Below are 25,784 nucleotides of genomic sequence, written 5' to 3' on the forward strand. Positions count from 1 at the left end.
GAAGCTTTGTGAGCCGGCCCCCTTAGCTGGCACGCGTCGATGGTAGCGACGGCTGCACGACCCATCTGAGCGCTTTAGCTAAGCATCTGTTTCGGCTACGAATGCCGCGCGAGGCAGGCGCCCGTCCGGAGAGATGTAGATGGCTAATATGGATCACTTACTGGGCGTGCCGCTAACGCGGCGCACTGCACTGGGTGGCACTGCTGCGTTTACCGCATCTACGCTTATTTCCGAGGGCGATCCTGCAGTCGCTGCGCCAGCGGCCAAGCCTGTGGGCGTCCGATTGGCGATCCGGACGACGGTCAACGGCAAGGCGGTACCGGTAGAGATCGATGTGCGGACATCGCTGCTCGATCTCCTGCGTGAGCAACTGCACCTGACTGGCGCCAAGAAAGGCTGCGACCACGGCCAATGCGGCGCGTGTACCGTCCACGTCGACGGTCGGCGTGTGGCATCCTGCCTCACGCTCGCAGCCAAGGTCGATGGACGCGCCGTGACAACAATCGAAGGGCTTGCCGATGGCGAAACGCTGCATCCGATGCAGCAGGCCTTCATCGATCACGACGCGCTGCAATGCGGCTATTGCACACCGGGACAGATCATGGCGGCAGTGGCGTGCGTGCGCGAAGGCAACGCCACATCAAAGGACCGCATTCGCGAATATATGAGCGGCAACATCTGCCGCTGCGGCGCCTATGTCGGCATTGTCGCGGCGATCGAACAGGTTGCGGGAAGGGAGAAGAGCTGATGCGTCCCTTCACCTATGCACGACCCGAAAGCGCCGTAGCGGCAGTCCAGGCCTTTACAGCGGCGGGAGCCGGTGCGCGCTACATCGCAGGCGGCACCTCACTCTATGACCTGATGAAGCTCGACATCGAGAAGCCTCAGCACCTCATCGACGTCACCGCGATCCGAGGGCTCGATGGAATTGAGACGAACGGCGAGCGGCTACGCTTTGAGGCGCTCGCACCGATGAGCGCAGTCGCGACCGACAAGGTCGTGCTGCGCGACTATCCCGTCCTTGCCGAGGCTTTGTGGAAGGCTGCCTCGCAGCAGTTGCGCAATATGGCGACGGTCGGCGGTAACCTGCTGCAGCGGACCCGCTGTCTCTATTTCCGCAACGGCGCAGGCGGAACATCGGTTGGCAACACCTACCCTTGCAACAAGCGGGAGCCGGGCTCGGGTTGCGCGGCAATCGGCGGGCTTGACCGCGGTCAGGCCGTGCTGGGTCAGAGTCCGTCGTGCACCGCCGTCTCGCCTGGCGACTGGCCCGTCTCGCTCGTCGCGCTCGACGCCTATGTCGAAGTACTAGGCGCTAGCGGTACCCGCTCCATCCCGATTGCCGAACTCTATCGTCTACCGGGCAGCACGCCGAACCTGGAGTTCACGCTGCAGCCAGGCGAGATGATCACGGCGATAGTCGTACCAAAGACGAAAGCAGGCCGGCATTCGACGTATCACAAGATCCGTGACCGGGAGAGCTACGCCTTCGCGCTCGCCTCGGCAGCGGTCGCGTTGGAGATGGATGGTGACACCGTGACGCGCGCTCGGATCGCACTTGGCGGGGTGGCGACCAAGCCATGGCGGGCGACCGCGGCAGAAGCGCTGCTGGCTGGTAAGCCTCTGACCCCGGCGACCGCACTGGCGGCAGGGCGAGCCGCCTTCGCCGATGCCAAAGCTGGTAAGCAGAACGGCTTCAAGATCGAACTCGGCGCGCGGACCGTTGCCGATGCCCTGACTATCGCCGCAGCGAGGAACCGGTCATGACCGCCCCTTTCCCCAACCGTCCCCGTGCCGATGCCCGTGAGAAGGTGATGGGCGCTGCGCGCTATGGAGCCGACCATCAGGTCGCTGGGCTGCTGTATGCCATGCAGGTCCCGGCAACCATTGCGAAGGGGCGGATTGCCTCGCTGTCGGTCGATGCAGCGATGCAGGTGCCGGGCGTTATTCGCGTGCTGACCGCGACCGACTTTCTGCCGCCCCCTCCTGCGACCCCTGGCGCACCGCCCCCGCCTGCGACGCTCACGGCATACATTGCCTATCGCGGCCAGCCGGTCGCACTTGTCGTTGCCGAGACGCTCGAGGCCGCGATCGAGGGCGCCGAGGCCATTCATCCGACCTACACAACAGCGCCCGCGTTCACCTCGCTGATCGAGCAGCCGGGGGTGGTGCGCGAAGCCGTCAAACCGGTGACGGCGGGCGATGCAACGCGGGCGATGGCGCGCGCGGTAACCCGGCACAAGGCGGACTATGTCTCACCGCCACAGCACCATAACCCGATCGAGATGCTGTCGACGACGGCCGTATGGGAGAACGGGCAACTCACCATCTACGAAAGCACGCAGAGCAGCAGCAACACAAAGGGTGCCGTAATGCGTAACATGCGCCTCACGCCCGAGCAGGTGACGGTAAAGAGCCCACAGATCGGCGGGGGCTTCGGCCAGCGTGGTGGGGCACAGCGCCAGACCGCCCTGGTTGCCCGCGCCGCGATGCTGCTCGGCCGACCGGTCAAACTCGTCCTGCCGCGCGGGCAGATCTTCCATAACGCGACCTTCCGGCCAATGAACCGTCACCGGATCGAAATCGGTGCGGATGCCAGCGGCAAGATGATCGCGGTGCGCTACGATGCCGATCAGCAGCAATCGCGCGAAGGCCAGTTCCCGCCTGATTACCACGAGTCCGTTCCCATGCTGTACGGCATCGAGAATTACCACGGGACCGCCGCCAATCTGCGGATCGATACGCAAGCGCCAGGTTATATGCGCTCGCCGACGCCGCATCCGTCGTGCTTTGCCTTCGAAAGCGCGGTGGACGAACTTGCCCTCAAGCTCGGCGTCGATCCGGTCGCCTTCCGACTGCGCCACCGCGCTACGACCGACCCAATCCACGGTCAAAAACTCTCGTCCTGCTATCTGTCGGAATGCCTGACGGAGGGCGCACGTCGTTTTGGGTGGGAACGGCGTAGTCTCCAGCCGGGATCGATGACGCTGCCCGACGGCACGCAGGTCGGCTGGGGCGTGGCATCGGGGGCCTATCCGGGCTCCGCCCATCCCAACATCGTGACGCTACGCGTGAACGCAGACGGCACGACCCGGTTTGCGGCTGCGGGACATGAGATGGGCCAGGGCATCCGCTCGACCATCGAACAGGTTCTCGTACGCGAACTGGCGATCGATCCTTTGAAGCTGGAGATCGCGATCGGCGACACCAGCGTAGCGCCACAGCATACGACGGCGGGATCCTGGGGCACTGCAAGCGTCGTGCCGGCAGCGGCAGAGGCGGCTGCCAAGTTGAACGCTGCCATGGCCGAATTGTTGGCGGGGCGTCAGGTGGCGGGCAATCTTCACCGACAGCTCGCGACCGTGCGACGTCCCTCGCTTCAGGTTGAGGTCGAGCATGTTGCGGTCGACCAGGGTCCGAAGGATCTGGCGACACTTCGCAAGGGCGGCATGGCGTTGGTCGGGCCGGATTACTCGACCTTCACGACCTACAGCTACATTGCCCACTTCGTTGAAGTTCATGTCGAACCCGGTACGCGCCGCGTCCGCGTGCCACGCGTCGTCAGCATTGCCGATTGTGGACGGGTGATCTCGCCGCGCACGGCCGAGAGTCAGGTTCGGGGCGGCGTGATCTGGGGCATTGGTGCGGCGCTCCGCGAAGCGACTGAAGTCGATCCTCGCTATGGTGGGTGGCTCAACAACGATCTTGCCGACTATGTCGTGCCTGTGAATGCCGACATCGGGTCGATAGACGTCGGCTTTATCGATCGACCGGATCCTCTCATCAATGCCCTTGGCGCAAAGGGGCTTGGCGAAGTTGCCATGACGGGCTGTGCAGGCGCCATTGCCAATGCCATTCATCATGCGACGGGCAAGCGGCTGCGTGAGATGCCGTTCAGGATCGAAGATCTTCTGTAATTGGACCGGGGCGAAAGACCGTGGCTGAGACGGGAAATCACATGCCTCCGACGTGCCGAGCTATATCAAAAAGCCTCTTAAAGCATCGGACTTTGTTGGATGTACGTACTTCCTCTCGCTGCGGCAGCAGCCATGATGCAATCGCCGGTTGCAACCACCGCGGTTAGGCCCGGCACGATAGCGATCGTGGCTGCTGATAGTTCGACTACGTCTCCCGCTATCACGAGAACGTTCACGGACGCCGTTCAGCGAACCCTCCTTCGAACACCATTCCTGCCCCTGCCCGACCCGAACCACAGCCTTTACGTCGCCAAGGTTGAGGTATCGCAGACCCAGCGTGGCGTTGTCCGGTCTGGCAACAACCGATCGGATCGGCCGGGCATGGCGGCCGGGCTTGGCGGCCTGTCGCTGACTTTGCCTTCGGGGAAGGATCAATTGCGCGGACTGATCGTAACCCGTCTCAAGGTGACGGTATCGCTGCGCCGCGACAATCACGTCGTGTGGACGGGGCAGGCGACCACGGTGCGCGCTAGTGGCACCCGAACGGGCGAGCCCTCAGTTGTCGCTACGGCGCTGTCAGACGCCCTCCTGACGTGGTTCCCACGGCAGCTGCCGGGACCGCTGTCTGTTCCGTAAGGCTCCCTGAGCTGATTTACGTATTCTCGGTTGAAGGTCGTCGCTGGTACGGTTGTTTTAGGCGGTTCTCCGCGTTCGCCTGCGCCAGTCGCTCAGTCAGCTCACCCTGACTGGCCATTGCATCCCATGCTTCGGCCGATCGTAGATGACGCTCTCGGACACGAGGTAACGAAGTTTGCTCCGCTGCTGATCGTTCAAGGGTGGCCGCGTTACGGTATGACCCGGTTTGAGAAAGGTTCATAGGCAAACCTATAACCGACACGCACGGTTTTCGTTTGTGCGAATTCAAGTTTCTAACGATTTAAAGGACATGCGAGATGGACGTGAATGCTGAGGGCGAAGATACTCCTTCTGAACGCGCCGAGATCCATTTTCTTGCGGCGCTCGTCGACGAACTCATGCGTAAGATGCTGACGGCGGGCGTGGTTTCGCAAGCTGACCTGAATGAGATAGAAGCAGCGGTAGCAGCACGGACCGGAGCTGAGCCTAGAGCTTGGTAGAACACCGACCATGTGGATTGGCGCCGAAAAGGGACCACCGGAAAGGTTTGACCACGCCGTTGTATCTGGGTCGAAGCTTACCGTGCAGGGGTCCCGATCAACGCCGATCGGGACCCCTTCTTCATCCATACGTTCGAGGAGATTATAGGTAGTTGGCTCGCGTAATGCTGGAGTCCCTCTTCCAACGCCGATCCAAAATCAGCCCACGCCTGATCGCGTCGCTATCGGCGCTCGCGCAATGCCCTGCGCATGCCCGAGGAGAAGGGCGGTTGTCGTCTCGCGATTAACTGCAGGCGAGAAGATGTACCCCTGCCCCAAGGCGCAGCCGATCGCGCGAAGCTGTTCGACTTGTTCTTCCGTTTCTATCCCCTCGGCGACGATCCTGATGCCCATCTTTTTCGCGGTACGGATAAGGCCTTCGACGATGGTCACGCTGACGCCGTCGGGTTCCAGGTGATCAACGAACAGTTTATCGATCTTGATGACATCGACGGGAACGGTGAGCAGGTGCGTCAGCGACGCAAAGCCCGTTCCGAAGTCGTCCAGCGCGACCCGTATGCCGTCAGCGCGAAGCGCCCTGATCGCTTGCTGTATCGCTTGGTCCCCGCGGCCCATGTACACCGTCTCGGTTACCTCGAGGATGACGTGCGTGAGAGGGACCCGTTCGCGCTCGAGCGCTGCGGCCAGAACCTGCCCGACGGCCCCGCCACTCAAATCCGCAGACGAGACGTTGATACCGACGTGTTGAAAGGGAATACCCAAATCCAGCCATCGACGTAGGTCAGCCGCTACCAAGGTCATCATCCTGGCAGTGAGCGAGGTCGCAACCTGGGCGTCGGCAGTCGCCTCATGAAAGGAGGCAGCCGAGACCAGATTGTCGCCGATGCGCATGCGGCAAAGCGCTTCCAGCCCTACGATCTCCCGCGTGTCGAGTCGAAAGATCGGCTGATAGTGCGCCTCGATCCGGTCCTCTCGCAAAGCCGCGCTCAGGTCCCTGATTGCGCCCATGCGCCGCGTCATGTTCGAGCGCAGCCCTGCCCAGTATCGCACAAAACCACCACGACCGGTTTCCTTGGCATGGTAGAGGGCAAAGTCGGCATTCTGCCGAACACTCCCAACCCCGGCGTCGTCCGGTGAGAACGCAGCGCCTCCGATGGTAGCGCGAGGGACGATGCTATGCCCGCCGCAGTCGGCAGCAACCGAGAGCGCGCTTAGAACCTCATCCGCGATCTTCTCCAGGTCACGAAGGGCATCGGTAGCCTTGAGAATGACAGCAAACTCGTCGCCCCCGACGCGAAACGTTCGTCCGGGGCTGACTGCTGCTGAGATCCTGTCGCTGGCGATCTGAAGAAGCTCGTCACCCGCATGATGCCCGAACGTGTCATTCACAACCTTGAGATTATCGAGATCCAGCACGAACAGCGCCCAACTGCCCACCGCAGCGCCCTCAAGTTTGGAAAGTGCGGCATGATACGCAGCCCGATTGGGGCAACCGGTCAAGGCGTCGGTGAAAGCCCGGCGTTGGTGCTCGAGAACACGCTCATGTCGCTCGATAGCGATTTGCGTGAGGTTAACGCAGTTAGCCACCACCTCGCGTTCGAAGGCCGTCGGTCCGCGGGCGTTACGGTAATAAAAGGCAAATGTCGCGATCGCGCGACCGTCTGCATCACATATCGGACTGGACCAGCATGCGCGGAGCCCGTGGGGGAGTGCGAGGTGTTTGAACTGCGCCCAGCGGACGTCGGTCTCGATATCAACGACCGTAATTTCTGTCTTTAGATAGGCCGCGGTGCCGCAGGAGCCGGCTAACGGGCCGACGGACAGGCCGTCCAAGGCTTGGGAATATGCTTCCGGTAGGCTTGGCCCGGCCAGCGGATGAAGCAGGCCTGCCACATCGACCGTTAAAACCGAACAGATTACGTCAGGAAGGATCCGCTCTACTTCTACACACAGCGTGGTACACGTTGGTGCGAGCCCAGCGCCCTTGGCAATCATTTTCAGGATAGTATTCTGAAGATGAAGAAGGACGCTTACTGTGTCACTGCCTCCTTGATACTGAGGGTTTTCAGAAAGGCTCATGGAGAGGAACCTAGCAAATTGCTGGTTTAGATATCTTTAATGCGAGATTTGACGAGGACTATAATACTGCCCGTGGCGGTTTTATCTCAGCCCGATTTGAGTATATTCAGATAACTGGCCAGCATCCGATCAGCGCTCGCATATTTTCTGCGTCAACGTTTACCGGATTGATCGCGAGACTCGATGACGAATACAGTGTGCTCATACATAGCGAACCCAACCCGACACCCAAATAGGCTACATCGGTTTCGCAAGTTCAAGCTCTGATGCGAGACAATACGCGCGCTGCGACATTGCTCCTGGCTGCAAGCTTCCGCCCATAGCGGAGCGCAGTCGACGGTGAAGACCAGCGCAGCGCCTGGGCAATGCCGACGCCGTCCTCGCCGGCCGCAAACAGATCCTGCGTCAGCCCTACCCGCGGCGAGTGGCTCGACAGGGCACGCGCCGCCTCCTCAACTTTCGCGATCGGCATCTCGACCAGCCCCTGATCGAACGCACTCAGCGCAACACGCCGATAGATCCCGTTAACTCCCTGCCGGCTCAGCGAGGCCGTCCCCACGGTGTAGACCGTCCTCGCCGGTTCGGCCTTCTTGCCCTTAAGCTTCTCCTGCCAGTGCCGCGTGTGCCCCGGGATTGCTTCGTACGCCATCGGCGGAACCGCGGCGCGCAGACGGCGCCGATCGACCCCGACGCGGCAGAAGACGGGCCCCTCGGTAATCGCACTCGCTACCAGCCAGGCGCCGACCCGGCGCATCGTGTCGGCGGACAGCCAGCCCCAGGCCCCCTGCCCTTCCTGATCGGTCTTGGATGATGGGATGAACAGGAGCGCCGAACCATCGCTGTGCGGATCGATGTGCGTGACGGTGACGGCGACGAGCTCGCTGACGCGCAATCCCGCGTCATAACCGAGCGACAGCAGGGCGGCATCGCGCAACCCCTGCAGGTCGCCGCCACAAGCGCCTAGCAGCGCCGTCAGCGTAAACCCCTTGGTGTGCGGATCTAGCGAGGTGCCGAAACGCAACGGGGCAGCCTGGCGTTGGGCAGCGCCACGACGCCGGCGCAGGCCCTTGAGCGCAGCGCGGACCATGACGTGGCTGGTGGGCGCATGCCCCCTCTCCTGCAGGCCTGACAGGCCGTGTGCCGTGGCGAGACTGGCAACCCGCCGGGCGACCGTGGCGGGCTTAGCGCCCCGCGCCTCGAGCATGGCAATGTAGCGGACCAGGTCTTCGGGCTCGGCGGGCAGCGGGGCGACACGGGTGTCCTCACACCAACGCAGATAGCAGGCCAGGTCCGACGCCAGCGCCGCCTTGCTCGCCGTTGCCATAGCGCCAAGCTGCGCCGCGAAACCGATCTCGCTGACAGGGCCGGCGTCGAACGGGAGCGCTAGCGCCAGCAACCGGGTCACACGCGCATCGATCGGCTCAACGATCCCACGCCGCGCGCGGACTGGCAGCTCTTCCCCGTCGGTACGATGGACGACGATCTCGCTCATACCGCGCCTGCCCGCTGGTCCAATTTACCCTGCATTCCGCCTGTGTAGCACATCCCTGTAGTTACCATAATGTCCGATTATGGTAAGTTTCTATACATGCCACATAGAGCTGCCTAGTGATCGCGCCATTGCTAGCATATGGTGGGTGCAATGACGTCCACTGATCATACTTCGCTGGGCTACGCGCTCGGTCGACTTGCGGGTGCAATTCGCTTTGCCTCCCCAGAAATCCGCAAGGTTGCGAGCCTCGCCACCGTGGCTGACGCGTGGCGCGCGTATCGACGCGATGCCGGCATTGGCAACGTCGGCCCTGTCCACCAGCCTTCTACTGACGCCCTCTCGATCCTCCTGACCGACGACCCCCGCCGCGACGCCGTCGTGCTCTGGCTTGCTGCACACGGGGTGCCACCGATTGCCGACGCTGCAACGATGGTCGTTCGCATGGTCAACGCGACGCGCGGGTTCGAGGTCGATGCGCTGGCATTGCTCAACGCCGCCCAGGACGCCTTGGCGCAGGCGGCTACTGGTGGCCCCCTCACCGGTGCCTGCGGACTGGCGGACGCCGGTCCGGATCATCCGCTCCATGGGCTGGCGCGCGCTGCGGTCGCGGTCGACGTTTTGATCCGCGCGCCGGACTTCGCCGAAAGCTCTGGGCACGAGGCGCTACTCCCCCTGCCCTCCCGATCGATGCGGCATTACATTGCGTCCGAGCCGGCCGGATGCTGGGCCCTGAACCTTGTGCTTGTTGCACGCGGCATCGTCCCACAGGTTTCCGGGATAGTCCCGCGCACGGTCTTTCGCCTCGATGTCACGGATGCCCAGCGGGCTGCCGCGCTCGTCAAACATAGCACGCATGAAGCGTTGGCCGCGTTCACGAACTTGGAGCGCATAGAGTCGGTGTTAGGTCGCGGTCGTGAGGCCCTCGCCGGCTTATCCCGCAACGCCCGTGCGTTTGAGGCTTGGACGCTTTTGGCGGCGCTCGGTCCGACCACGCGCAAGCAGCTCATGCGCGCACTTAGCTTGTCGCGCGCCGGTGCCGATATCCAGGCGCGCGCGCTTGCTGCTGCGAGACTCGTTGGGCTCGAAACGGGAGGTTTGGTATCCCCTGCCCTCCCCGGTTCGTCTCCGTCGCCGTCTGCGTCCCTCGATCACGGTCCGCTTTGTGCAGCGGCTGCGGATCTTGATATCGCAATGGCAGAGATTGACCGCCTTCTCACACGGGGTCTCGATAAACGAAACTAGCCAGTGCGATTTTTGGATACCCACGAAGATTATTAGCCCGTTCGCTTGCCTTACTTGCGGGAGGCTCGGTGCCTAGAAGCATCCTAACCCTTCGCGGTAAGTGCCCGCAGTTCCTCGAGTGCCTGCCAATAAGAACGGTGACCACGCTGGTTGGTAAATTCAACGAACCAGTCGAGTGTTTCTTGTGGACCCTTTATAAAGAGATTTCCCTGAGCGACGGTTTCCCGCCGACGTCGGCTAGGTCGAGCTGAGACACTCTCGCCCTCCCCCTGGGCGCGATCGACGAATCCCATTGCAGCGCCACGCGCAACTGCCTCCTCTTCTCTCACACGATCGATACGAAGGGGCGCTTTCGAGAGGCCGGAAAGATTGAGTTTGTCGGCGACTTCGTCAGCCGGTGCCGCATTAGGCTTCTTGAACCCATAACCGCTCATCGGTCAGTCTCCTCACGCACAGCCTCTACGACTGCGTACGCAACTTCGAATGCGTTTCGTTTGGCTGCCGCAAGTCCTGAAGTCTTTTCATCGGTCAGTTCTTCCAATGTTGATGCAAAATCGAATACGTCGCGGTAAGCTGCTCGTTCTACCAGTCCCTTGTTGAGCAAGGGTAGATCAGCGTCCTTGATTGCTGAGGTAATTCGTTTCGCAGATTTTGTCTCAATCGCCGCGTTGTCACGACTCCGGACGAGGCGGTACGGAATAACGCGTCCTAAGGCTTCCGCCTCCTCGTGTATCAAACCAACGGCATTAGCTGCTAATTCTGCGTCAATCGGCGAGAGATTGAACGGAATCAGAACCAAGTGAGAGCGGGCAAGTGCTCGTGATGTCATTCGCGAAGCAGTCCCCTCAAGGTCGATTAAAACAAAGTCGTTCTTCTCTGTGAGGGCGTCGAGCACTTTTACTAGCTCTGACTCTTTTGGGCTTGCTACGATCTCAAACGGAAGTGCCCTACCCTCAGCGGTACGCCTGGCGCCCCACTTCGCTATAATCGCGTTTGGATCAGCATCGACGACGACAACCGACGCGCCGCTGCGAGCCAACTCCCCAGCGAGAATGAACGTAAGGGTCGTTTTGCCGGCACCCCCTTTCGGGTTTGCTACTGATATCGCTGGCATGCCTGCGTTTCCTCATTAACATTTTACTAGGCTACTAATTGCCTATTGCGATCGATTGGCCATGCATAGGCTGCTGGTTGCCTATCGAAACCCTATTAATAGCGCAATACATATACGATGGATATCCTTTTGGTAGCCTTTGGATCGCCTAGCGATATGGTTGCCCATGCATATGGTAGCCTATGCCAATCGGTGGCATATGGATATGGTGGCATATGGATATGGTATCCTATGGATGATCGCCAAGCAAAGAATATTGACTGGATATCCTTATGGTAGCCAAATCAAATGGATATCCTGTGGATATCCACCGTCCTCACTGGCCTACGTTGTGGCCTGCTGGAGTTAGACGACCACCGCTGCTACCAGGATCGGTGTCCGAATAGAGCAGCTTTGCATGCAATAGGTAATCTGCCGCCTTCAGCGCAGCCTGCTTGTTTGCGCCAGGGACCGATCCACCGCAGCAAGCTGCCGCTCGCGTTGAAGGCCATCTAAAATCCTCTCCGCAGGCGACGAGCAGGGGATCGCCCGACTATGACACCAACAGCTTCAGCAAAGGGGGGAGGGGGGGGCAACACCCGGGCATCCACCGCTCTGCGTCAGCCACCCAAATCAGAGCCGCCATAACGGCAAAGAGCCCGTCGGCAGGGTTCACCGCGTACGCTTCTAGCTCAGCGCGGTTGTCCCTACCGATCGGTTGCCGCAAGGCACCTCTATGTCGCCAGCATGCCGCTGCCGCCCTTAACGAGCTTTTGCGCCGTCGCGAGGGGAGGGGAGGGCGATCGCAAGCATCCCAAGGATTGCGAGTGTACGATTCATTTGTTTTCCCCTTGTTCAGTTGAGCGGTTTTGGGTTGGTAAAGTTGATGCTGGTGTGGAGGTTGCCGGCCGGCGACCGATGCAAGTCGATCGTCCGACTGGTTCGCTGCGTGAAGAGCATCGGCCGCACCACAGTCTCATAGGTGGTCGATGTACCGAACCACTTCGTCAGACCGTGCCATTTGTCCCCCTTGATGATTTTCATCCGGTAAGTGCCGGGTGGCACCGGTACGGATACATCCTCGTTACGGTTCACATAGACGGAGATGACGTGCACGTCGGTTTTTCGATCAAACAGCTGTACGACAACATTTGCATCGGCCGCTGTCACCCCAATTTTCGACGTCGCCGTCTTTGGATCGACGCTATTATTGACCGTGACGGTTCCCGACGCTGGGAAGGGCAGTTCCGCCACGCGATCGGGAAACCAGCCGGAGCGTTTTGCCTCACGGTAGGCGGGGATCAAGATAGGCATCGCGCATAGCAGGAATATCCATTTCTGCGCTGGGTGCGTCTGAGCATGTCGTTTAGGACGATGTCGGTTCTTCTGATAGTCGAACGCACGACTGGCCGTATCGAACCAGCCAGGGCCAACTCCGCTGCCGTTGCCACCGCCTCCGATCCAACGCGCGCTGCCAAGTGGTACCGCTTTTCCGTGTTTGTCGTGCGGCTGCTCTACCCTCGCTTTCCGATCGTTCCAGATTGTTGTGCCGGAGGCCTTTCTCTGACGGTCCCGATAGCGCTCGCGCATATAGTCTCTGTCATCAATGCCCATGACCAGCCCCCGCAATTTCCTTTGCCCGCCGGTTGACGGCGCGGCGGTGGAGAACACCGAGTTGCTGAGCGAAATCGACGATGACGAACGAAAACTCGTCAGCGACGTCTTGCTCGGCCGCGCAGGTGGGCGCGATCGAAGCTGCAGCGAGTACCAGATGCGCAGCGGCGATGGGATGCGCTTGCATTAGGTGGAATGACTGAGTCCGGAAGCTGTCCGCCAAGTCCGTGTCGGACAGTGCATCGGGTGTCAGCAGCTCGGCCGAGGACGGTTCACTTTCAGCGTGCTGCATGATTACTCCCCCCGGTACGTGAATCGCTTTGCGTAGTGTGCGGCGTGAAGGTGGCGCCCTGGCCGTGCCATTGGGCTCCGATCATCGCGCAGGCGATCGCCCACAGGGCCGTGAAGACGGCCGTCCCGCCGACGATCCAGAATGTCAGCGCAATCAGCCGGCGATGGCGCTGTCGCGGTGTGGCTTCAGGCGAGGGATCGACCGTCGCACCCCAGATTACACCGTCGGTCGGCGCGGCATCGAGGCGGGTTGTACGGCCACGTTGCCTGGGTGGGGCTCGCATATAGTCGCGTTCAGCCAACCCCATGACTCACCTCCCGCTGTTCCCGATGTGTCGTGATAAGGGCGTCTCGGATGATTGGAGCTTTGCTCGCATCGCTCAGCCAGTTGCGATAGCGCGGGTTCCACCGGGCCAGGCCCTCGCAAGCCAGCTTCAGACAAACACCCGCTGCTTCATCCCTACCGGCGAGGAAGGCGACGCTGCCGTCAGGCAGTACGCGCTCGTATATACCAGGCACGATCTCAATCTTGTCCGATGCCTTGCCCTCAGCGGCTATGGTGCTCAGCGCGGTATCGCTCTTGACCACGGTTGCCTTAGGCTCGCTTGAGGCGACGACAGGGGAGGCCTCCTCTGCGCTAGCCACGGCCTGGATGCCGCCCTGCTGCGTGACGTCAGGCTTTGTCTCGTCGTCGGCTCCGTCTTCCTCGTTGTCGACAACCACAGCCGGCTTGATCTTTGACGATCGGCAGCCGATCATTTCTTCGAGGCCGCGGGGATCAGGCTGGTGGTCTCCTGCGAGCTGCCCGCTGATCGCCAAGAGCGTCTTGGCTGACACGCCGGTTGAGAACAGCCGGCCCATAGGAGATATTCCGCCGAATTCCGTCCATGCTGCCATGAAGTTGTCTGCCTTGTAGATCCGCACGTCGGCGCCGACCTTCGAGCGGTCGATCGAGCCTTCCGGAGGGATGATGACGAACGCGCCGATCGTCTCGAACGCGACGTCATGCCGACGCGCTTTCAGCCAGGCCCTGAGAATCTCCCCTTGGCGTCGGGCCTGTTCCAGTGGATTGGGTATGTCGATCGGCCGTCGCCGTCCCTCATACCAGACGTGCCATTCATTATGCTCGTTCTTGGAGATCCGGCCACGATAGTTCTTCACCTCGACAACGGCCGCGGTGCGCGACAGACGTGACAGAATGAGATGATCGAACTGGGCGAACCCGCCGATACCGTCGGGAAGCCTTAGATCGTGCAAGAGCACGTGGTTGGGCGCGTCATGGAAGTGACGATCGAGGATATGCGCGGTCGATCGCTCACCGCTGAGCCCGCGCTGGCGGTTCATCGTCTCCTTGCGCGCCCGCTCCGGAAGGCGGTCGAAGTCTGGGTTTGCCATAAATGCGGCGATCGCCGCGCATTCGTCAGCTTTGGTCGACGATTTTACGATCATGTACTCATTCCCCTTCTAGAACATTGATCTTCAGCAACGGCCTTCGGTCCGGGCCTGCCAAGGCACCGACAGCGGTGACACGTCTCGCAACCGCGTGCCGGAGGCGCTCGCTGAATGGATTTGCACGATTTGAACTTCTCGCCCGGCGTTCACCTCGAGCCGTGCGACGCAGTCGATAGCGGCCTGGACAGAGCGACAGGCACCGTCGTTGACCCCGGCGCCGGCCGTCAGGAACAGCACCGATCGCGGGCTTGTGGTCAGCCAGCGGCGGATCGACGTTGGGCTGGACGATGTACCGGCTGCAAATCGTCCAGCGTCTTCTTGGAGGCGCGCCAATGCCGTCCAGCCTGCCCGCGTATCGGTTGCGGTATCGAGATCCAGGCGCATCGCGTTCGCCATCGATTCATACCCGAAAGCACGAACTCTATCCGAAACGTCCCGCAGCCGGGCACCGGGTTTTGCCGCTACTTCCAAAAGCATCTCGGCAAGCACGCAACTGACAGCGTTGTAGATTCCCGGCGCTACTGCGTCTGATCGGAGGATCGCCTCGCCTGCGCATGCGATTTCATGCTGTGTTAGGTGATCGGCAAAGAAGTCCCAGTTGCCGATGGCCGGGTCGAGCAGGAAATCCGTATCCTGGGCGGCGTGAAGACGTGCAAGTTGGCTACCCTCGTCGACGACCATCAAACGTCCGCAACCCCTCCGCGCTTGCGTCAAAAGCAAGTCGAGGATGTCGGATGGAATGGTCTCGTTCGTGCCGCATAGGATCACCGTCGTGGGCGAGTTATTCATTGTCACATATCCAGGCTGAGGTTTTTTTCAGGTAGGCCGCGGATCTGTTCGCCAGACTTGAGCATCGCGGGCAGGGCGCTCAGGTCGTCCATGTCCAGTGGAGGCATGCCGAGCTCGTCGTCCTTGCGATCGGCCTGAACGTTGCGCCGATTGGCGTCCTGGCCGTCCTTGATCGACGGCATCTCCCCATCGAGGTTTTTGATGTCGGAATAGTCAGTGGTCGACGCGCCCATTGGCGGCAGGTCCGTCATGTCGAGGCTGGCGGGATCGATCAGGATCTTCTCGCTGCTCGCCTCGTCGAGGCTCTCCATTGCTTTGGTGAGCGCATCGTCAGCCGCTTTGGTCTGTACGGCAGCACCATCGATATTCAGCCGGCCGAGGCTTTCCAGCGATGACGTTTTGTCGCCGGGGTTCTTATCCAGCTGCAGCTCGAGCTTCTGCTGGTTGTCGACGACCATGGTCAGGTCGAGGCGGATGCGGGTGACGCCGACGTTGAAAAGGCGCTGGTTCGACAGATTGCGCTCGAAGCTCTGCATCACCGTAATAGCTTTGTTGACGGTGATGCCCTGCGCCATGTGCATGTTGAGCGCGTAGGCGAGGTCCATCCGCTGCATCATCGGATCGTTCTTCTCGAGAGTGACCTGGTCCTTGTTGGCCAGCTCGACCGTGACCTTGCCGTTCTCGATGCCCGCGATCGTGGCCAGCGAGGCATTGTAGATTCCGCGCTCCTTGTCGTTATCAGTCCACCGAATCCGGTCGCCTTCGTGAATCTGGATCGTCTCGATCGTCGCGAGCGACATACGATCCTTGTCGATCATCGGATCGATCTTCTGAGGACTGAACTTGATCGATTTACCGTTTTTGACGATTTCGACCTTGCCGTTGGCAAAGGTTCGCCGGACCTCGGCTACGCCGCGTTCGAGTTTAAGCTCCGGCACCGAGCCCTTGATCTCAAGCCGTTGCCCCTTCTCGTAGGTCTTGGCGTAGCGCAGGTCCTCACGTTCGATGTTCACGTTCTGGATGACCGCGATGGATAGCCCGTCACCTTTCAGCGTGCCCTCGTCCTTCAGCCCTTTCTGGACCGCCTGATTGATCGCAGCGCGGGTTTCGCGGCCAGAGGCGAAAATGGCCGTGTTGGCACGTTCATCCGGCGCCAGAGCCAGCCACAGGTCGGATGCGTGCGCCGATGGATCCTCATGCTCGACGACCTTGTCGCCAAGCACCTTCATGGCCTGACCCGCCTTGCCGATGTTGGCCAGCGCGGCGACCGTGCGCAGTTGGTCAGTCTGCTGGCGAAGGTTAACGTCCATGCGGGCCATGCCGATTTTGTCGGCCTGCATCATGGCAAAGGCCTTGCCGGCATCGATTGGGAGGAGCTGCTGGCGATCGCCGATCAGTGCGATCTTTTCGATGCCGAGCGATTCCGCGATCGTCAGCATCTTCAGCATGTCGCGGTTCGACACCATCGACGTCTCGTCGACGACAATAACCGTGTCCTTTAATTCGTCACGGCGTGCCTGGGCATCGGGCGTGTTCGGGTTGGTGACATGCTTTTCGTTGTGCCAAATGAAGTGGGCGATCGTCTCGGCTTTGACCCCAGAATCCTGCATCTGGTCGACCGACATTTCGCGACCGGGAGTGGCGTCGGGCCGTGCCATTCCTTCCTTCATGTCGGCGACCATCTTGTTCTGAAAGGCGAGGCCCAGGATCGATTTGCCTTCTCCCTCAACGACGCGGGCAACCGCCTGCAGCATGGTCGACTTACCGGCGCCGGCGATGCCCTGGACCGCTACGATGCGATCCGAGGTCGAGACGATCAGCGTCGCGGCTGCGAGCTGTCCTTCGTTCAGAGGGTGAGGGGAGGCGGCCTGCAGTCGATCTGGCGCTTCCGAGGGAGCCACGATCGGGGCACCTGCGTCTTTACCCGCCTGGACCCGCGCAAGGATGCTCTCCTCGGTCCGAAGCGCTTCCGGTGTCGTGACAGCCTCGACCTTCTGACCCTGGTGGGTAATCTCCCCGGATAGCAGTTTGCCCTTCTCGATGAGCTGCTCGACCCTCGCCTCGACATGATCGATCGTGACGCCCTTCAGTCCGAAATCGAGCGCCTTTTTGGCGACCTTGTCTTTGTCGAACGCCGCTTCGCGCTGATTGAGACTACGGACCGCGGATGCGACAGCAAGCTGCGCGTTGGCCTGCCCCGTTGACTGCGCTAGGCGTACAAAGCCGCGGTCAACCAGCGGGTCCGGCGACCGGAGCAAGCCCGACACCGTATCCATCGCGACTTTCACCGCGTCCGCGATTACGGTGTAGCCGCGCCCGATCGGGCCAGCATTCTCGCGTTGCTCCAGCTTTGCGGCGTTCTGTAACGCTCCTTCGAGCAGCTTCTTGCCGTCAAACCCTTGCTCTGCGGCCTTCTTCATCCAGTCGAGCACGAGGCCGTCACGGTCTTCGACATTCAGCTTGGGATTACGCGTATTTACGGTGATTTTGTTACGGCCTTTCGGCGAGACAATGCCAAGTTCAGCCGCCTTCTCCATGATCTGTTCACGGCGCTGGCTGAACGTCTCCAGCACGGCTTTCGGAACGCCGGCAATTTCGAACGTCCCGTGCTTGCCGGTCATCTCCACCTGGTAGCCAAGCTTCTCCAGCTCATCGCGCAGGAAGCTATGATAGATCGAGCCGATCACGCTGTTGCTTGACCATATCCGGTCGGCATGGAGGGCATGGAGTTTGCCGTCCGGCCCCTTTGTCATGTTGGCGACGATGGCGTGGATATGTGCTTGCGGATCTAGTGCTCGGCTCGTGTCGTGCTGGAACAAGGCGTAGACCAGATTGCCGGTTTTAACCGCCTCGGTTTTCCCGTCTTTCGTCACGCGCGTTTCGGCCAGGTTCTTTTCGACCCATGCCATGGTCTGTTGGACTGCCTTGGTCTGTGCACCGTCAGGTCCAAGAATGCGTTTGTCGCCGGCAATATACGCCATAACCGACACGGATTTCGGTGCCGAGAACGTCAGGTCGTAGCCTGGCCGTCGCGAGCCCTTATCCTCGACGACGCGCTCTCCAGAGGGAAGCTCGCCATTGAGCGTCTTGGCGAATGCCTCCTGCGAGACGGTGCCGGTAAGGCCAGCTGCGGCAGCCCCTTCACCGCCCCACATGCTGACGTCACCGGCCTTCTCGTCGGTGTAATATTCGCCGCTGACGAAGTCGTCCTTGGTGAAGTATTTTGCGGCGCCGGATGCCGACCTTACGGATGCGATCGAGTGCATCGTTACATCCCATATCCGTCATCAGGGAAGGCATCGCGCGCCTCCCGGATCGACAGGTCCTCCGGCCGTTCTCCGGTGGGCGTAGGATCGTCTTTCTGCCGCTGCTGGTCCTCACTGCGCGCCTGGACGGACTTACCCTCCAGTGACCGTTCGCGGTCCTTTCGATCGTCATCGCCGGAGCGCTCACGCATGTCCTGAAGGAGCACCTGCGGTTCGGTCCTGGCGGTAGCTTCAACGGTTGCCGCGTCACGCGAATTGTCGACCTCGTTCTCGGTCGGCTGCGATAGAATATTGGTGGCGAAGGTGTTGGCAACGTTTGCCGGCTCAACCTCTTCTTCTGTCAGGCCGGGCATATCGCCACGCCCTACGTCATCTCCATCACCCTGCGGCTTGCCACCACCTCCGCGAACAACCTTTCCAGGCTCGTCCGGCTTAGTCGGTTTTCGCTCGATGAAGCCCTCGGCAACGGTCGGGTAATGTTCCCATTCGAGGCGGATGCGCGCAGCAGGGAAGCCATCAGGAAACTTCACAAAGCCGTGCAGGCTGGGCAAGTTCATGATGTCGTCCGGGATGACCAGCGGTTCGATCTGTTTGCGGGGGGTCAGTGTCGAGGCGTCGCGGGTGTTGTTGTACCCATAGCTATACCCCTCATCCATCTGCCGGATCTCGCGGTTGCCAATGTAGCGGGCACCCTGTTCAGCGGTGTCGAGGTCGGCTGCCGCGAGGATCAGTTTGGTGCGTGCGAGCGACGACAGGTTGCGGGCGTTTTCCTCGCCGTAGACCTGCGTGAGCTTGTCGAACGAGTGCAACCCGAGCACCATCGCACCACCGAAGTTACGGGCGGTCTGGAGGCCGTCTTCGATAGCCGGAAGGCGGTGGAGTGCGCCCAGTTCGTCGAACACGAACCAGGTGCGCAGGTTGCGGGTTTTCTTCATCGTCATCAGCGCGTGGATGGCGAGGTTCGACCAGAGCGTGAGCAGCGCCCGGTTCATCTCCAGGTCTGTGTAGTTTGAGGTGATGAATAGGATCGAGCCAGGCTTCTTCTCGGACGTCATCCAGTCCTTGATCGAGTATTGTGGACCGTCGTCGGGCAGGAAGCGCAGGACCTGCGCGTTCGTATTGAAAACTGCGCGGATCGACTCTGCCATCTTGGCCGCTTCGGGGGCCGTGATGGGGTCGGCGATGGTGTTGGCAAGATGCTTGTGAACCAGCTTCAGGTCAGCGGTCATGAGGTTATCGGCAAGCGCCTGGTTGGACGTCAGCCCCTTCTCGATGAGCTTTATGCACATCTCGATGAAAAGGGTACGCGCAGCGAGTGCCCAGAACGGATCAGCGGCCCCTCCGTCGGAGGGGATCAGGGCTCCAGCGGCTGCGGTGAGCTCGCTATAGGTTCGGCAGTCATTGAAGATCGTCCAGGCCGGGCAGCGTGCGTCGGCCGGGTTGAGAATGGTGTCACGCGTGGGGTCGTAGAACGCTTCGACATAGGCCCCGGTCAGGTCGAACACGACAGCGGTATCTTCGCGTTCGCGCATCTCCCGAAGGAGTTTACGGAACACGGTCGTTTTACCGGAACCGGTGGTGCCGAGCGTCATGAAATGTGACTGTTCGAGGCGGTGTGGAAACGGGATGCCGGCAACGGTGTAGGGGTGGTGGATCCCGCCCATCTTGCGAGCCTTGAACTTCAGCTTCAGGACCTGTTCCGGCGTCTTGTCCGGGAAGAGTTTTGCGGCCTCCTTCACGAACTCGATTCTGTTGTGCTGGGCGATCTCGGAATAGAGCAGATCGCGCTCGACCAGCATGGCGCCGCGCTCATGGCGTTCCTGGATCATCGCCTTGCCGCGCCGGGCCGAGAAATCGACGTACCAGATCGACAGCGGGATGGTGATGCACGAGGCAATCGCGACCGAGCCCATGAACCCCTTCACGGCCTTGTGCCATGCAAGGATGACCTCTGGCACGTAAGGCACGTAGCCCATGTAGGTGTGTCGCACGCTGTTGTCGGGCAGACGCAGGTTGATGCGCTTCATTTCGTCGAAGGATATCCAGTCCCACAGCCCCGACAGAATGCGCATCGAGATGAGCTGGACGTTGTTCTCGTCGAGGGTGAGCGAGAGGATCGTCGAGTACGCGATGACGAAAATGCCAAGCCACATGTAAATCGGCATTTTGGCACCCTGTAGCCACATCAGGACCTGGGTATTGAGAAGCTGGCTGCCACGGGTGAAGTTGCCCGAATTGCGAGGCGCTTCACCACGCGCGCTATGGTGCTTCTGGGGGATCGGACGACGATCGTTGCGGATGTCCTCGCGGGGCGCTTTGGGGTCGTCACGCGCCATGATGAAGCTTCATGCGACGGTCGGCTTCGAGAACGAGCGTTTCCCGCAATTCCGGGTGGTTTTCCCGGATGATCGCATCGAGCGCGACCTGCATATATTCGGTCACGCGCAAGTGGCGTCGCTCGCTGCCTTCAAGCAGCTTCCGGCCATCAAGATGTTGTTCGATCGCCCGACGAACCACATCCGACGGCGAGCACTCCAGTTTGGCTGCTTCTGCCTCTATACGGGCACGCAGATCACCGGCTACCCGAAGGGTATAGGGCGTGAGGTACTCAAGTAACCAGCCTCCTAGCAGAGAGGCTGATGGGTCCTTAGGAGGACGTTCCTTATAGCTGTGGAACGCGGCTACAACAAGCTCGATTTCGTGGTTTGGGCATAAGCCGTATTACGGTGTCTTACGCAGGAAACGGCGGAAATCTGCGGTTTTTGGAGCGTATTACGTTGTAAGACAAACTGTAAGACGTTGTATACACTATCTCGGACTCTCTAACTCACTGTTAAGCCAAGGGAAAAGGCAAGCGTAGCTTGCGTAAGGTGTGCTCTACTGTAGTCCCGATTCCCATGTGTCGATTTGATCTCTCCGGTCCTTCGTATCGATATGATGGGATCTCGGTTTTTCGTGGGGCAAAGGTCCGCCTTCAAGGCGGAATGACGGTCGAACTGGTTGCTCTACCGTGGTGTCTTGTGGTCGGTCTGTGATGATCGTCACGGGGTTTTCCTCGGTGTGCCGCGATCGCCGTTGGTTGACGCTTTTCCCTCGCCTAATCGATGGCTATACCGGCACCGTTCAGAGCCCGATCAGCCTGACCAAAAGGCAAGTAATATGGCGAAGTCACTGGACGCTGAAATGGCTGCGATCGAGGCCGAGGAACGCAAGCTGGCAGATCGTCGAAAGGCGCATCTGAGGAAGCTGCGGGATACGGCTATTGGGACGGTCGAGAAGGTAGGGCTGTTCAAGCTCCCACTGGATCGACTGGAGCGGTTGATGGAGGCTGTGAAGACGCTGGGAGTGGACGAGGTCGAGAAGCGGCTCACGGCGAAAGCCTGAGACGGTTCGAGGCCGAGGCCCACGCCAATGGCCGCACGGGTTTGCTACCTCGTGCGGCCATTCTCTTTTCGACAGGTGAGAGGCGCAGCCGGCTTGGTAGCATCAGGCAAAAAAAGGACGCGCCAGCCGGTAGGCTGGGCGTCCCTTGCCGTCGGTTTAGATAGACGCAGACCGATCAGATCCACGCCAGCAGGTACTCTCCGTCGATCGGTTTGAGTGCCGCCATCGTCGCCAGCGTTTCAATGCTCTCGGCCATGTCCGGATCGGAATCGAGCCGACGCCTGATGCGGGGATCCGTCAGCCTCCGGCGAAGCTCCGTCATCGGCACCATGCCGGCCACCATGCGGTCGATCCCAAGGCCGTCTAACAGCGCCAGCGCTTGGGGGTTTGCGAGAGCTATTTCTGGGGCCGCATCCGGGTTCAGAGACAGGCGTATCGTAATATCGCCAGTGGGTTCAGTCTGCGCCACCCGGACGCGTCGACCGAGGAACTGAGCCTCGTCCAAAATCGCGATGACGGAAGGGTCGTGATCGAAGCATTTTGAGACGACCGCGAGCGACAGATGGCAGACGCGGGCGTCGAACTCAAACCACGGATCGCCGGTGACGCCGTAGACCGGGAGCAACATGGCAAAACCCAACCGGAGCGATTGTTCGGCAAGCAGATCGCGTAGCGATGCGAGCTGGTCGGGAGTGATGATTGCCGCCATTGGCGCGAGGATGGCGCGGCCGTCTTCTACGCGGAACGTAATGGTCATAGTGACCTCCTTCGTTGAAACCGCAAATCCTTCCCTCCCTCCTCTCCGGAGAGGTTTCGCGACGCCTGTGATCAAGCATCACGGTCGATGCCGCGACGCGTAGTCAGCGCACGGCCGAAAGGCCGCTGCGCGCAGGCGAGCGAGGCGTGCAGGGTATGACTGTCAGACGTTGGAAAACCGCGTCAGCAGCGCCGGGGCGGGCTCGATGCCCGCACCGGCGCTTCCCCGGCCGATGCGTAGCCAGGGGAGGCCCGACGGGGCCGTACCGAAGCGAGCGAGCCGGTCCCGCACGCCCGTCGAAATCAGCAACGGAAAAGGGCCACCCGATCGCCCGGATGGCCCTGTGAGTATTAGACGATGAAGGGAGGAGCCGAAGCTCCCCCCGCAGTCATTTAATGAACTGGGCGTAGGCGGTGAGCGCAGCCCCGATCGCGATTGCTCCCGTCATCAGTGAGCCGAGCCCGATGATGTACCATTTGAGCCCGTCGATTGAGGTCTGCATACCCTTGAGGCCGCTTTCCAGCTTGACCTCCAGACCTGCAATTCTCTGGTCGAGTTTAAGCTCGAGACCGGCGATTTGCTGCTTCAACGGCTCTATTGCGCGACCCACTGCCATGTCGATCTGCTCCTCGACGACGACGACTGCCTTTGCCGCTGCCTCATCGTCGATATTAGCCGATCTTAGTGCTCTGAACAACGCGACTTGCATTTCGTCCTCCTTCTTCTTCAAGACGCATTCCGGATTAGGGCGGCGCGGCGAGGGTCAAGGGATCGCTCTTGCGACCGCTTTAGCGGCGGTAGGGGCAACGATTTTTCGCAGAAAAATGGTGGGACCCTGCCGTCTCTTGAGGCTTGTCGCGCCGCCCGGGATAATAGGACGACTTGAGATAGATTTTTCCCCGCGGCAGCAGCGCCAGGGCGGGCTCGATGCCCGCACTGGCGCTTCCCCGGCCGATGCGTAGCGAAGGGCAGGCCGAAGGGCCTGACCGATGCGAGCGAGCCGGGTCCCGCGCCAGCCTCAAACCGGACTTACGGGCAGCTCGTTCGCGATGCTTCTCAAGCTGCGGCAGCGCATTACCGGAGGGGGGAAGGCGACCGGCTGCGCGGCGTCCAGGTGCGGCCCGACGGGGCCGTGCCAAGGATGTCGCGCGGCCGGTCGCCTGGCGTGGGGGGAACCGTAGGGTTCCCCCCACAGCAACGCCGACAAAAAGCGCCAGCGCCGGGATTTCGCCCGCCGCTGGCCTAGTTATTCCTGCCAAGGAAAGAGGGGGGCGGCGCGCTCTCGGCTGCGCCGCCCGGATAGGGTTAGCCGATTGCCTGCCGCTTGGTTGCGGTCGGGGCCGGTGCCTGTCCATCAATGCGGAAGGCGTGGGTCGGGACGCGGGCGTCCTTCAAGGTCTGCAACAGGTTCGATTGCAGGCCGGAACCTTGGCAAACCATGGCTTCAACGGGTGCGAGTTTTACAAGCTGCTCGTTGCGAACAAACCCGGCGCGGTTGCCATAGCGGCCCGTCTGCGGTGTGAAGGCAATCACGGTAACGCCACGGCTTGCGGCCCATGATGCGGCGATCATGTCGCACCCTTTACGCTGCGCGGTGGTGCAAAGCGTCATGTGCGGGATACGGGCTTTGATCTGGTCGAGGCGGTCCCAAAGCTGTTTGAAGTCGTGCCACTCCTGACCGCCCGAAAAGACTACAAGCGGGCCGGTGGGGTTGCGCTTTTCGCGGTGGTCCTGCGCGCGGGCCTTCAGGAAATCGAGGGCGGCAATCTGGCTGGCGGTGCCTCCGCTCGAAACCTTCGATCCGCGCGCGGGGGACCATGGGTGGCCGGACTGTGCCCGGTAGCAGTCGGCGGCATAGTCGCGCAGGCATTCGATGGCGGCGCGCTGTTCGGTCTTGGTCTGCGCGCGGAGTTGCAATTCCTCCATTTCGACGGCGTAAATCTCGGACGGATCATAGCGGCGGGTCATCTCGCCAAGGTCGCGGCAAAGCGTGTCTTCCTCGCGTTCCAGCTTCTGCGCTTCGTAGTGAAACGAATTTACGAAACCCCATGCGATCGCCTGTGCGCTTGTCTCTAGGCGGGTGTCGCGGAACAGGTCGAAAAGCGTTGCCATGATCGCCGCGCAATCGTGCTGCGCCTCGATCGGCTCGGGCATATCCATTTCGGCGCGCTCGTCGCCCATTTCCACGATCGAAAGCGCGCCAACGTCGCCGAACGCTTCCTGAAAATTTGTCGTTGCGGTGTCTTCGGCCATGCTCTCGGCAATCTCTGCCGTGCGGGGGTCGGTCGCGTCGTCGGACGCGCTGCCGGTCGCGGGGGTGGCGTTGGTGGCGTTCATGGCTTCGCCCAAGTCGGCAAAGCTGGTAAGGCGCGGGGAGGTCGTTTTCTTGGTCATGGTGCTAACCTTTGGCAGGGATTGCGGCTTAGGGTCGGGGGAGCGTTTCAGCCGCTCTCCCCGCCCGTCTTGGTTGCTTAGAACGCGGGGATTTCGTCGTTCAGCGGCTCGGAAAGCTGGCCGTTGTCGGTTGCGTTGCCGGTGCCGAAACCGTCATCCGTTGCCTTGCGGCGGTTCTGGCGGGTGCCGTCCAGATTTTCGCGGCGCGTGGTCGGGCGGTTCCAGACGACGCGGAAACCCTCTTCGTTATTGCCGAAAAGCATGATCTGGAGGGGTTCGCTGATGCTGGGGTCGTCCAGCTTGCCCTGATAGAAAACTTCGCCGCTGCTGTTGCTGGTCATTTCCCAAAGCGCGCCGATCTGCACCCAACGCTTCGCGACGTTCAGAACCATGATCTCGAACGCGGGGGCCTTGTCGTTTGTGCTCTCGACGGGACGGAGGCCAAGCCGCGCGAGGTCGATGGTTGCCGTTGCGACCGAACCGAGAAGCTGACCGCCGACCGACTTGAAAGAACCGATGTTCATAGTATTCACTCCATTTTGCGGGGGCCTATCCCCCTGTTTGCCGGTGCTTGGGGCCTTTCCCCTCCGGCATCTTCTTTTTATCCCCTCCACTCTATTTGACCAACCTGATTGATTACTTGACGACCAATCATCGTACACGGTGAGTCCGAGCATAAAAAAGCCCCCGACTAGGGGGCGTAAATAACAAATCAAAGACGCATTGATCGCGGTAGCGAGCAATTCTGTTTCTACCGTGCTGATGGGCAAGGCCCGGCCTTTGTTCTCATCGCACCCGGAGCCGTCCTCGCAGGGGCTCAAGAGGCAGGCACGGCTGGCGGGGTCAACACGAATGACGGAGGCTCCGCCGCTTTAGCG

Annotated in this window: 22 protein-coding genes; 7 read left to right on the forward strand and 15 right to left on the reverse strand. The window is 61.0% G+C overall.

Features of this window, described 5'->3' with window-relative positions; all coding sequences use genetic code 11:
• Window positions 1-283: 283 nt before the first annotated feature.
• From O6Y00_RS20140 to O6Y00_RS20155, 4 genes are all read left to right on the forward strand, one after another.
• Window positions 284-748 (forward strand): (2Fe-2S)-binding protein, encoded by a 465-nt coding sequence (locus tag O6Y00_RS20140; protein ID WP_353444318.1) that lies wholly within the window; start codon window positions 284-286, stop codon window positions 746-748.
• Window positions 748-1,767, forward strand: coding sequence for an FAD binding domain-containing protein (locus O6Y00_RS20145; RefSeq protein ID WP_353444319.1), 1,020 nt, complete (start codon window positions 748-750; stop codon window positions 1,765-1,767). Before O6Y00_RS20140 ends, O6Y00_RS20145 begins: the two co-directional genes overlap by 1 nt.
• Window positions 1,764-3,917 carry a xanthine dehydrogenase family protein molybdopterin-binding subunit gene (locus O6Y00_RS20150; protein WP_353444320.1) on the forward strand — a complete coding sequence of 718 codons (2,154 nt, stop codon included), beginning with the start codon at window positions 1,764-1,766 and terminating at the stop codon, window positions 3,915-3,917. Before O6Y00_RS20145 ends, O6Y00_RS20150 begins: the two co-directional genes overlap by 4 nt.
• A 953-nt stretch (window positions 3,918-4,870) precedes the next feature.
• Window positions 4,871-5,053: a hypothetical protein gene (locus O6Y00_RS20155; RefSeq protein WP_082446317.1), complete on the forward strand. Its 183-nt coding sequence runs from the start codon at window positions 4,871-4,873 to the stop codon at window positions 5,051-5,053.
• A 198-nt stretch (window positions 5,054-5,251) separates the two neighbouring features.
• On the opposite strand, the gene O6Y00_RS20160 is transcribed toward O6Y00_RS20155, so the two are convergent.
• Complete coding sequence (locus tag O6Y00_RS20160; RefSeq protein WP_353444321.1) at window positions 5,252-7,132, reverse strand: sensor domain-containing phosphodiesterase; 1,881 nt, start codon at window positions 7,130-7,132, stop codon at window positions 5,252-5,254.
• A 256-nt stretch (window positions 7,133-7,388) separates the two neighbouring features.
• Window positions 7,389-8,624 (reverse strand): integrase, encoded by a 1,236-nt coding sequence (locus O6Y00_RS20165; protein WP_353444322.1) that lies wholly within the window; start codon window positions 8,622-8,624, stop codon window positions 7,389-7,391.
• 138 nt (window positions 8,625-8,762) lie between these two features.
• Between O6Y00_RS20165 and O6Y00_RS20170 the strand changes: the two genes are divergently transcribed.
• On the forward strand, window positions 8,763-9,866 hold the full coding sequence (locus O6Y00_RS20170) for a hypothetical protein (protein ID WP_353444323.1): 1,104 nt from the start codon (window positions 8,763-8,765) through the stop codon (window positions 9,864-9,866).
• Window positions 9,867-9,949: 83 nt separating this feature from the next.
• Here the strand turns inward: O6Y00_RS20170 and O6Y00_RS20175 are convergent, their stop codons facing one another.
• From O6Y00_RS20175 to O6Y00_RS20215, 9 genes are all read right to left on the reverse strand, one after another.
• Window positions 9,950-10,300: a hypothetical protein gene (locus O6Y00_RS20175; RefSeq protein WP_133032273.1), complete on the reverse strand. Its 351-nt coding sequence runs from the start codon at window positions 10,298-10,300 to the stop codon at window positions 9,950-9,952.
• Window positions 10,297-10,980: a ParA family protein gene (locus O6Y00_RS20180; protein ID WP_082445157.1), complete on the reverse strand. Its 684-nt coding sequence runs from the start codon at window positions 10,978-10,980 to the stop codon at window positions 10,297-10,299. The genes O6Y00_RS20175 and O6Y00_RS20180 overlap by 4 nt, the downstream gene beginning before the upstream one ends.
• 834 nt (window positions 10,981-11,814) lie before the next feature.
• Complete coding sequence (locus O6Y00_RS20185; protein ID WP_353444324.1) at window positions 11,815-12,573, reverse strand: hypothetical protein; 759 nt, start codon at window positions 12,571-12,573, stop codon at window positions 11,815-11,817.
• Window positions 12,563-12,865, reverse strand: coding sequence for a hypothetical protein (locus tag O6Y00_RS20190; protein WP_353444325.1), 303 nt, complete (start codon window positions 12,863-12,865; stop codon window positions 12,563-12,565). The genes O6Y00_RS20185 and O6Y00_RS20190 overlap by 11 nt, the downstream gene beginning before the upstream one ends.
• Complete coding sequence (locus O6Y00_RS20195; RefSeq protein WP_353444326.1) at window positions 12,852-13,172, reverse strand: hypothetical protein; 321 nt, start codon at window positions 13,170-13,172, stop codon at window positions 12,852-12,854. The genes O6Y00_RS20190 and O6Y00_RS20195 overlap by 14 nt, the downstream gene beginning before the upstream one ends.
• Window positions 13,159-14,313, reverse strand: a complete 1,155-nt coding sequence (locus O6Y00_RS20200; RefSeq protein ID WP_353444327.1) for a nuclease-related domain-containing protein — start codon at window positions 14,311-14,313, stop codon at window positions 13,159-13,161. The genes O6Y00_RS20195 and O6Y00_RS20200 overlap by 14 nt, the downstream gene beginning before the upstream one ends.
• A 30-nt stretch (window positions 14,314-14,343) precedes the next feature.
• Window positions 14,344-15,105 (reverse strand): hypothetical protein, encoded by a 762-nt coding sequence (locus O6Y00_RS20205; protein ID WP_353444328.1) that lies wholly within the window; start codon window positions 15,103-15,105, stop codon window positions 14,344-14,346.
• A gap of 2 nt (window positions 15,106-15,107) precedes the next feature.
• Window positions 15,108-18,371: a MobF family relaxase gene (gene mobF, locus O6Y00_RS20210; protein ID WP_353444329.1), complete on the reverse strand. Its 3,264-nt coding sequence runs from the start codon at window positions 18,369-18,371 to the stop codon at window positions 15,108-15,110.
• Between the two features lie 2 nt (window positions 18,372-18,373).
• Entirely contained in the window at window positions 18,374-20,707 is a 2,334-nt protein-coding gene (locus O6Y00_RS20215; RefSeq protein ID WP_353444330.1) for a type IV secretion system DNA-binding domain-containing protein, read from the reverse strand.
• On the opposite strand from O6Y00_RS20215, the gene O6Y00_RS20220 reads away from it, so the two are divergent.
• On the forward strand, window positions 20,706-20,987 hold the full coding sequence (locus tag O6Y00_RS20220) for a hypothetical protein (protein WP_353444331.1): 282 nt from the start codon (window positions 20,706-20,708) through the stop codon (window positions 20,985-20,987). The genes O6Y00_RS20215 and O6Y00_RS20220 overlap by 2 nt on opposite strands.
• Window positions 20,988-21,530: 543 nt before the next feature.
• On the forward strand, window positions 21,531-21,755 hold the full coding sequence (locus O6Y00_RS20225) for a hypothetical protein (protein WP_353444332.1): 225 nt from the start codon (window positions 21,531-21,533) through the stop codon (window positions 21,753-21,755).
• 175 nt (window positions 21,756-21,930) lie between these two features.
• On the opposite strand, the gene O6Y00_RS20230 is transcribed toward O6Y00_RS20225, so the two are convergent.
• From O6Y00_RS20230 to O6Y00_RS20245, 4 genes are all read right to left on the reverse strand, one after another.
• Window positions 21,931-22,512, reverse strand: a complete 582-nt coding sequence (locus O6Y00_RS20230; RefSeq protein WP_353444333.1) for a hypothetical protein — start codon at window positions 22,510-22,512, stop codon at window positions 21,931-21,933.
• A 388-nt stretch (window positions 22,513-22,900) separates the two neighbouring features.
• Window positions 22,901-23,242, reverse strand: a complete 342-nt coding sequence (locus O6Y00_RS20235) for a hypothetical protein (RefSeq protein ID WP_353444334.1) — start codon at window positions 23,240-23,242, stop codon at window positions 22,901-22,903.
• A gap of 575 nt (window positions 23,243-23,817) precedes the next feature.
• Entirely contained in the window at window positions 23,818-24,906 is a 1,089-nt protein-coding gene (locus O6Y00_RS20240) for a DUF2493 domain-containing protein (RefSeq protein ID WP_353444335.1), read from the reverse strand.
• Window positions 24,907-24,983: 77 nt separating this feature from the next.
• A complete protein-coding gene (locus O6Y00_RS20245) occupies window positions 24,984-25,430 on the reverse strand; it encodes a DUF736 domain-containing protein (RefSeq protein ID WP_353444336.1) in 447 nt (148 codons plus the stop codon).
• Between the last annotated feature and the right edge of the window lie 354 nt (window positions 25,431-25,784).

Source organism: Sphingomonas faeni (genome assembly GCF_040407565.1).
Classification (GTDB): domain Bacteria; phylum Pseudomonadota; class Alphaproteobacteria; order Sphingomonadales; family Sphingomonadaceae; genus Sphingomonas; species Sphingomonas faeni_F.

Excerpts from the sequence above, each read along its gene's own strand:
- O6Y00_RS20145 (WP_353444319.1), top strand. The coding sequence starts at position 748 with ATGCGTCCCTTCACCTATGCACGACCCGAAAGCGCCGTAGCGGCAGTC.
- O6Y00_RS20215 (WP_353444330.1), bottom strand. The coding sequence starts at position 20,707 with ATGGCGCGTGACGACCCCAAAGCGCCCCGCGAGGACATCCGCAACGAT.
- O6Y00_RS20160 (WP_353444321.1), bottom strand. The coding sequence starts at position 7,132 with ATGAGCCTTTCTGAAAACCCTCAGTATCAAGGAGGCAGTGACACAGTA.
- mobF (WP_353444329.1), bottom strand. The coding sequence starts at position 18,371 with ATGCACTCGATCGCATCCGTAAGGTCGGCATCCGGCGCCGCAAAATAC.
- O6Y00_RS20225 (WP_353444332.1), top strand. The coding sequence starts at position 21,531 with ATGGCGAAGTCACTGGACGCTGAAATGGCTGCGATCGAGGCCGAGGAA.
- O6Y00_RS20155 (WP_082446317.1), top strand. The coding sequence starts at position 4,871 with ATGGACGTGAATGCTGAGGGCGAAGATACTCCTTCTGAACGCGCCGAG.
- O6Y00_RS20240 (WP_353444335.1), bottom strand. The coding sequence starts at position 24,906 with ATGACCAAGAAAACGACCTCCCCGCGCCTTACCAGCTTTGCCGACTTG.
- O6Y00_RS20185 (WP_353444324.1), bottom strand. The coding sequence starts at position 12,573 with ATGGGCATTGATGACAGAGACTATATGCGCGAGCGCTATCGGGACCGT.
- O6Y00_RS20245 (WP_353444336.1), bottom strand. The coding sequence starts at position 25,430 with ATGAACATCGGTTCTTTCAAGTCGGTCGGCGGTCAGCTTCTCGGTTCG.
- O6Y00_RS20230 (WP_353444333.1), bottom strand. The coding sequence starts at position 22,512 with ATGACCATTACGTTCCGCGTAGAAGACGGCCGCGCCATCCTCGCGCCA.
- O6Y00_RS20220 (WP_353444331.1), top strand. The coding sequence starts at position 20,706 with ATGATGAAGCTTCATGCGACGGTCGGCTTCGAGAACGAGCGTTTCCCG.
- O6Y00_RS20205 (WP_353444328.1), bottom strand. The coding sequence starts at position 15,105 with ATGAATAACTCGCCCACGACGGTGATCCTATGCGGCACGAACGAGACC.
- O6Y00_RS20195 (WP_353444326.1), bottom strand. The coding sequence starts at position 13,172 with ATGGGGTTGGCTGAACGCGACTATATGCGAGCCCCACCCAGGCAACGT.
- O6Y00_RS20180 (WP_082445157.1), bottom strand. The coding sequence starts at position 10,980 with ATGCCAGCGATATCAGTAGCAAACCCGAAAGGGGGTGCCGGCAAAACG.
- O6Y00_RS20150 (WP_353444320.1), top strand. The coding sequence starts at position 1,764 with ATGACCGCCCCTTTCCCCAACCGTCCCCGTGCCGATGCCCGTGAGAAG.
- O6Y00_RS20165 (WP_353444322.1), bottom strand. The coding sequence starts at position 8,624 with ATGAGCGAGATCGTCGTCCATCGTACCGACGGGGAAGAGCTGCCAGTC.
- O6Y00_RS20175 (WP_133032273.1), bottom strand. The coding sequence starts at position 10,300 with ATGAGCGGTTATGGGTTCAAGAAGCCTAATGCGGCACCGGCTGACGAA.
- O6Y00_RS20190 (WP_353444325.1), bottom strand. The coding sequence starts at position 12,865 with ATGCAGCACGCTGAAAGTGAACCGTCCTCGGCCGAGCTGCTGACACCC.
- O6Y00_RS20170 (WP_353444323.1), top strand. The coding sequence starts at position 8,763 with ATGGTGGGTGCAATGACGTCCACTGATCATACTTCGCTGGGCTACGCG.
- O6Y00_RS20200 (WP_353444327.1), bottom strand. The coding sequence starts at position 14,313 with ATGATCGTAAAATCGTCGACCAAAGCTGACGAATGCGCGGCGATCGCC.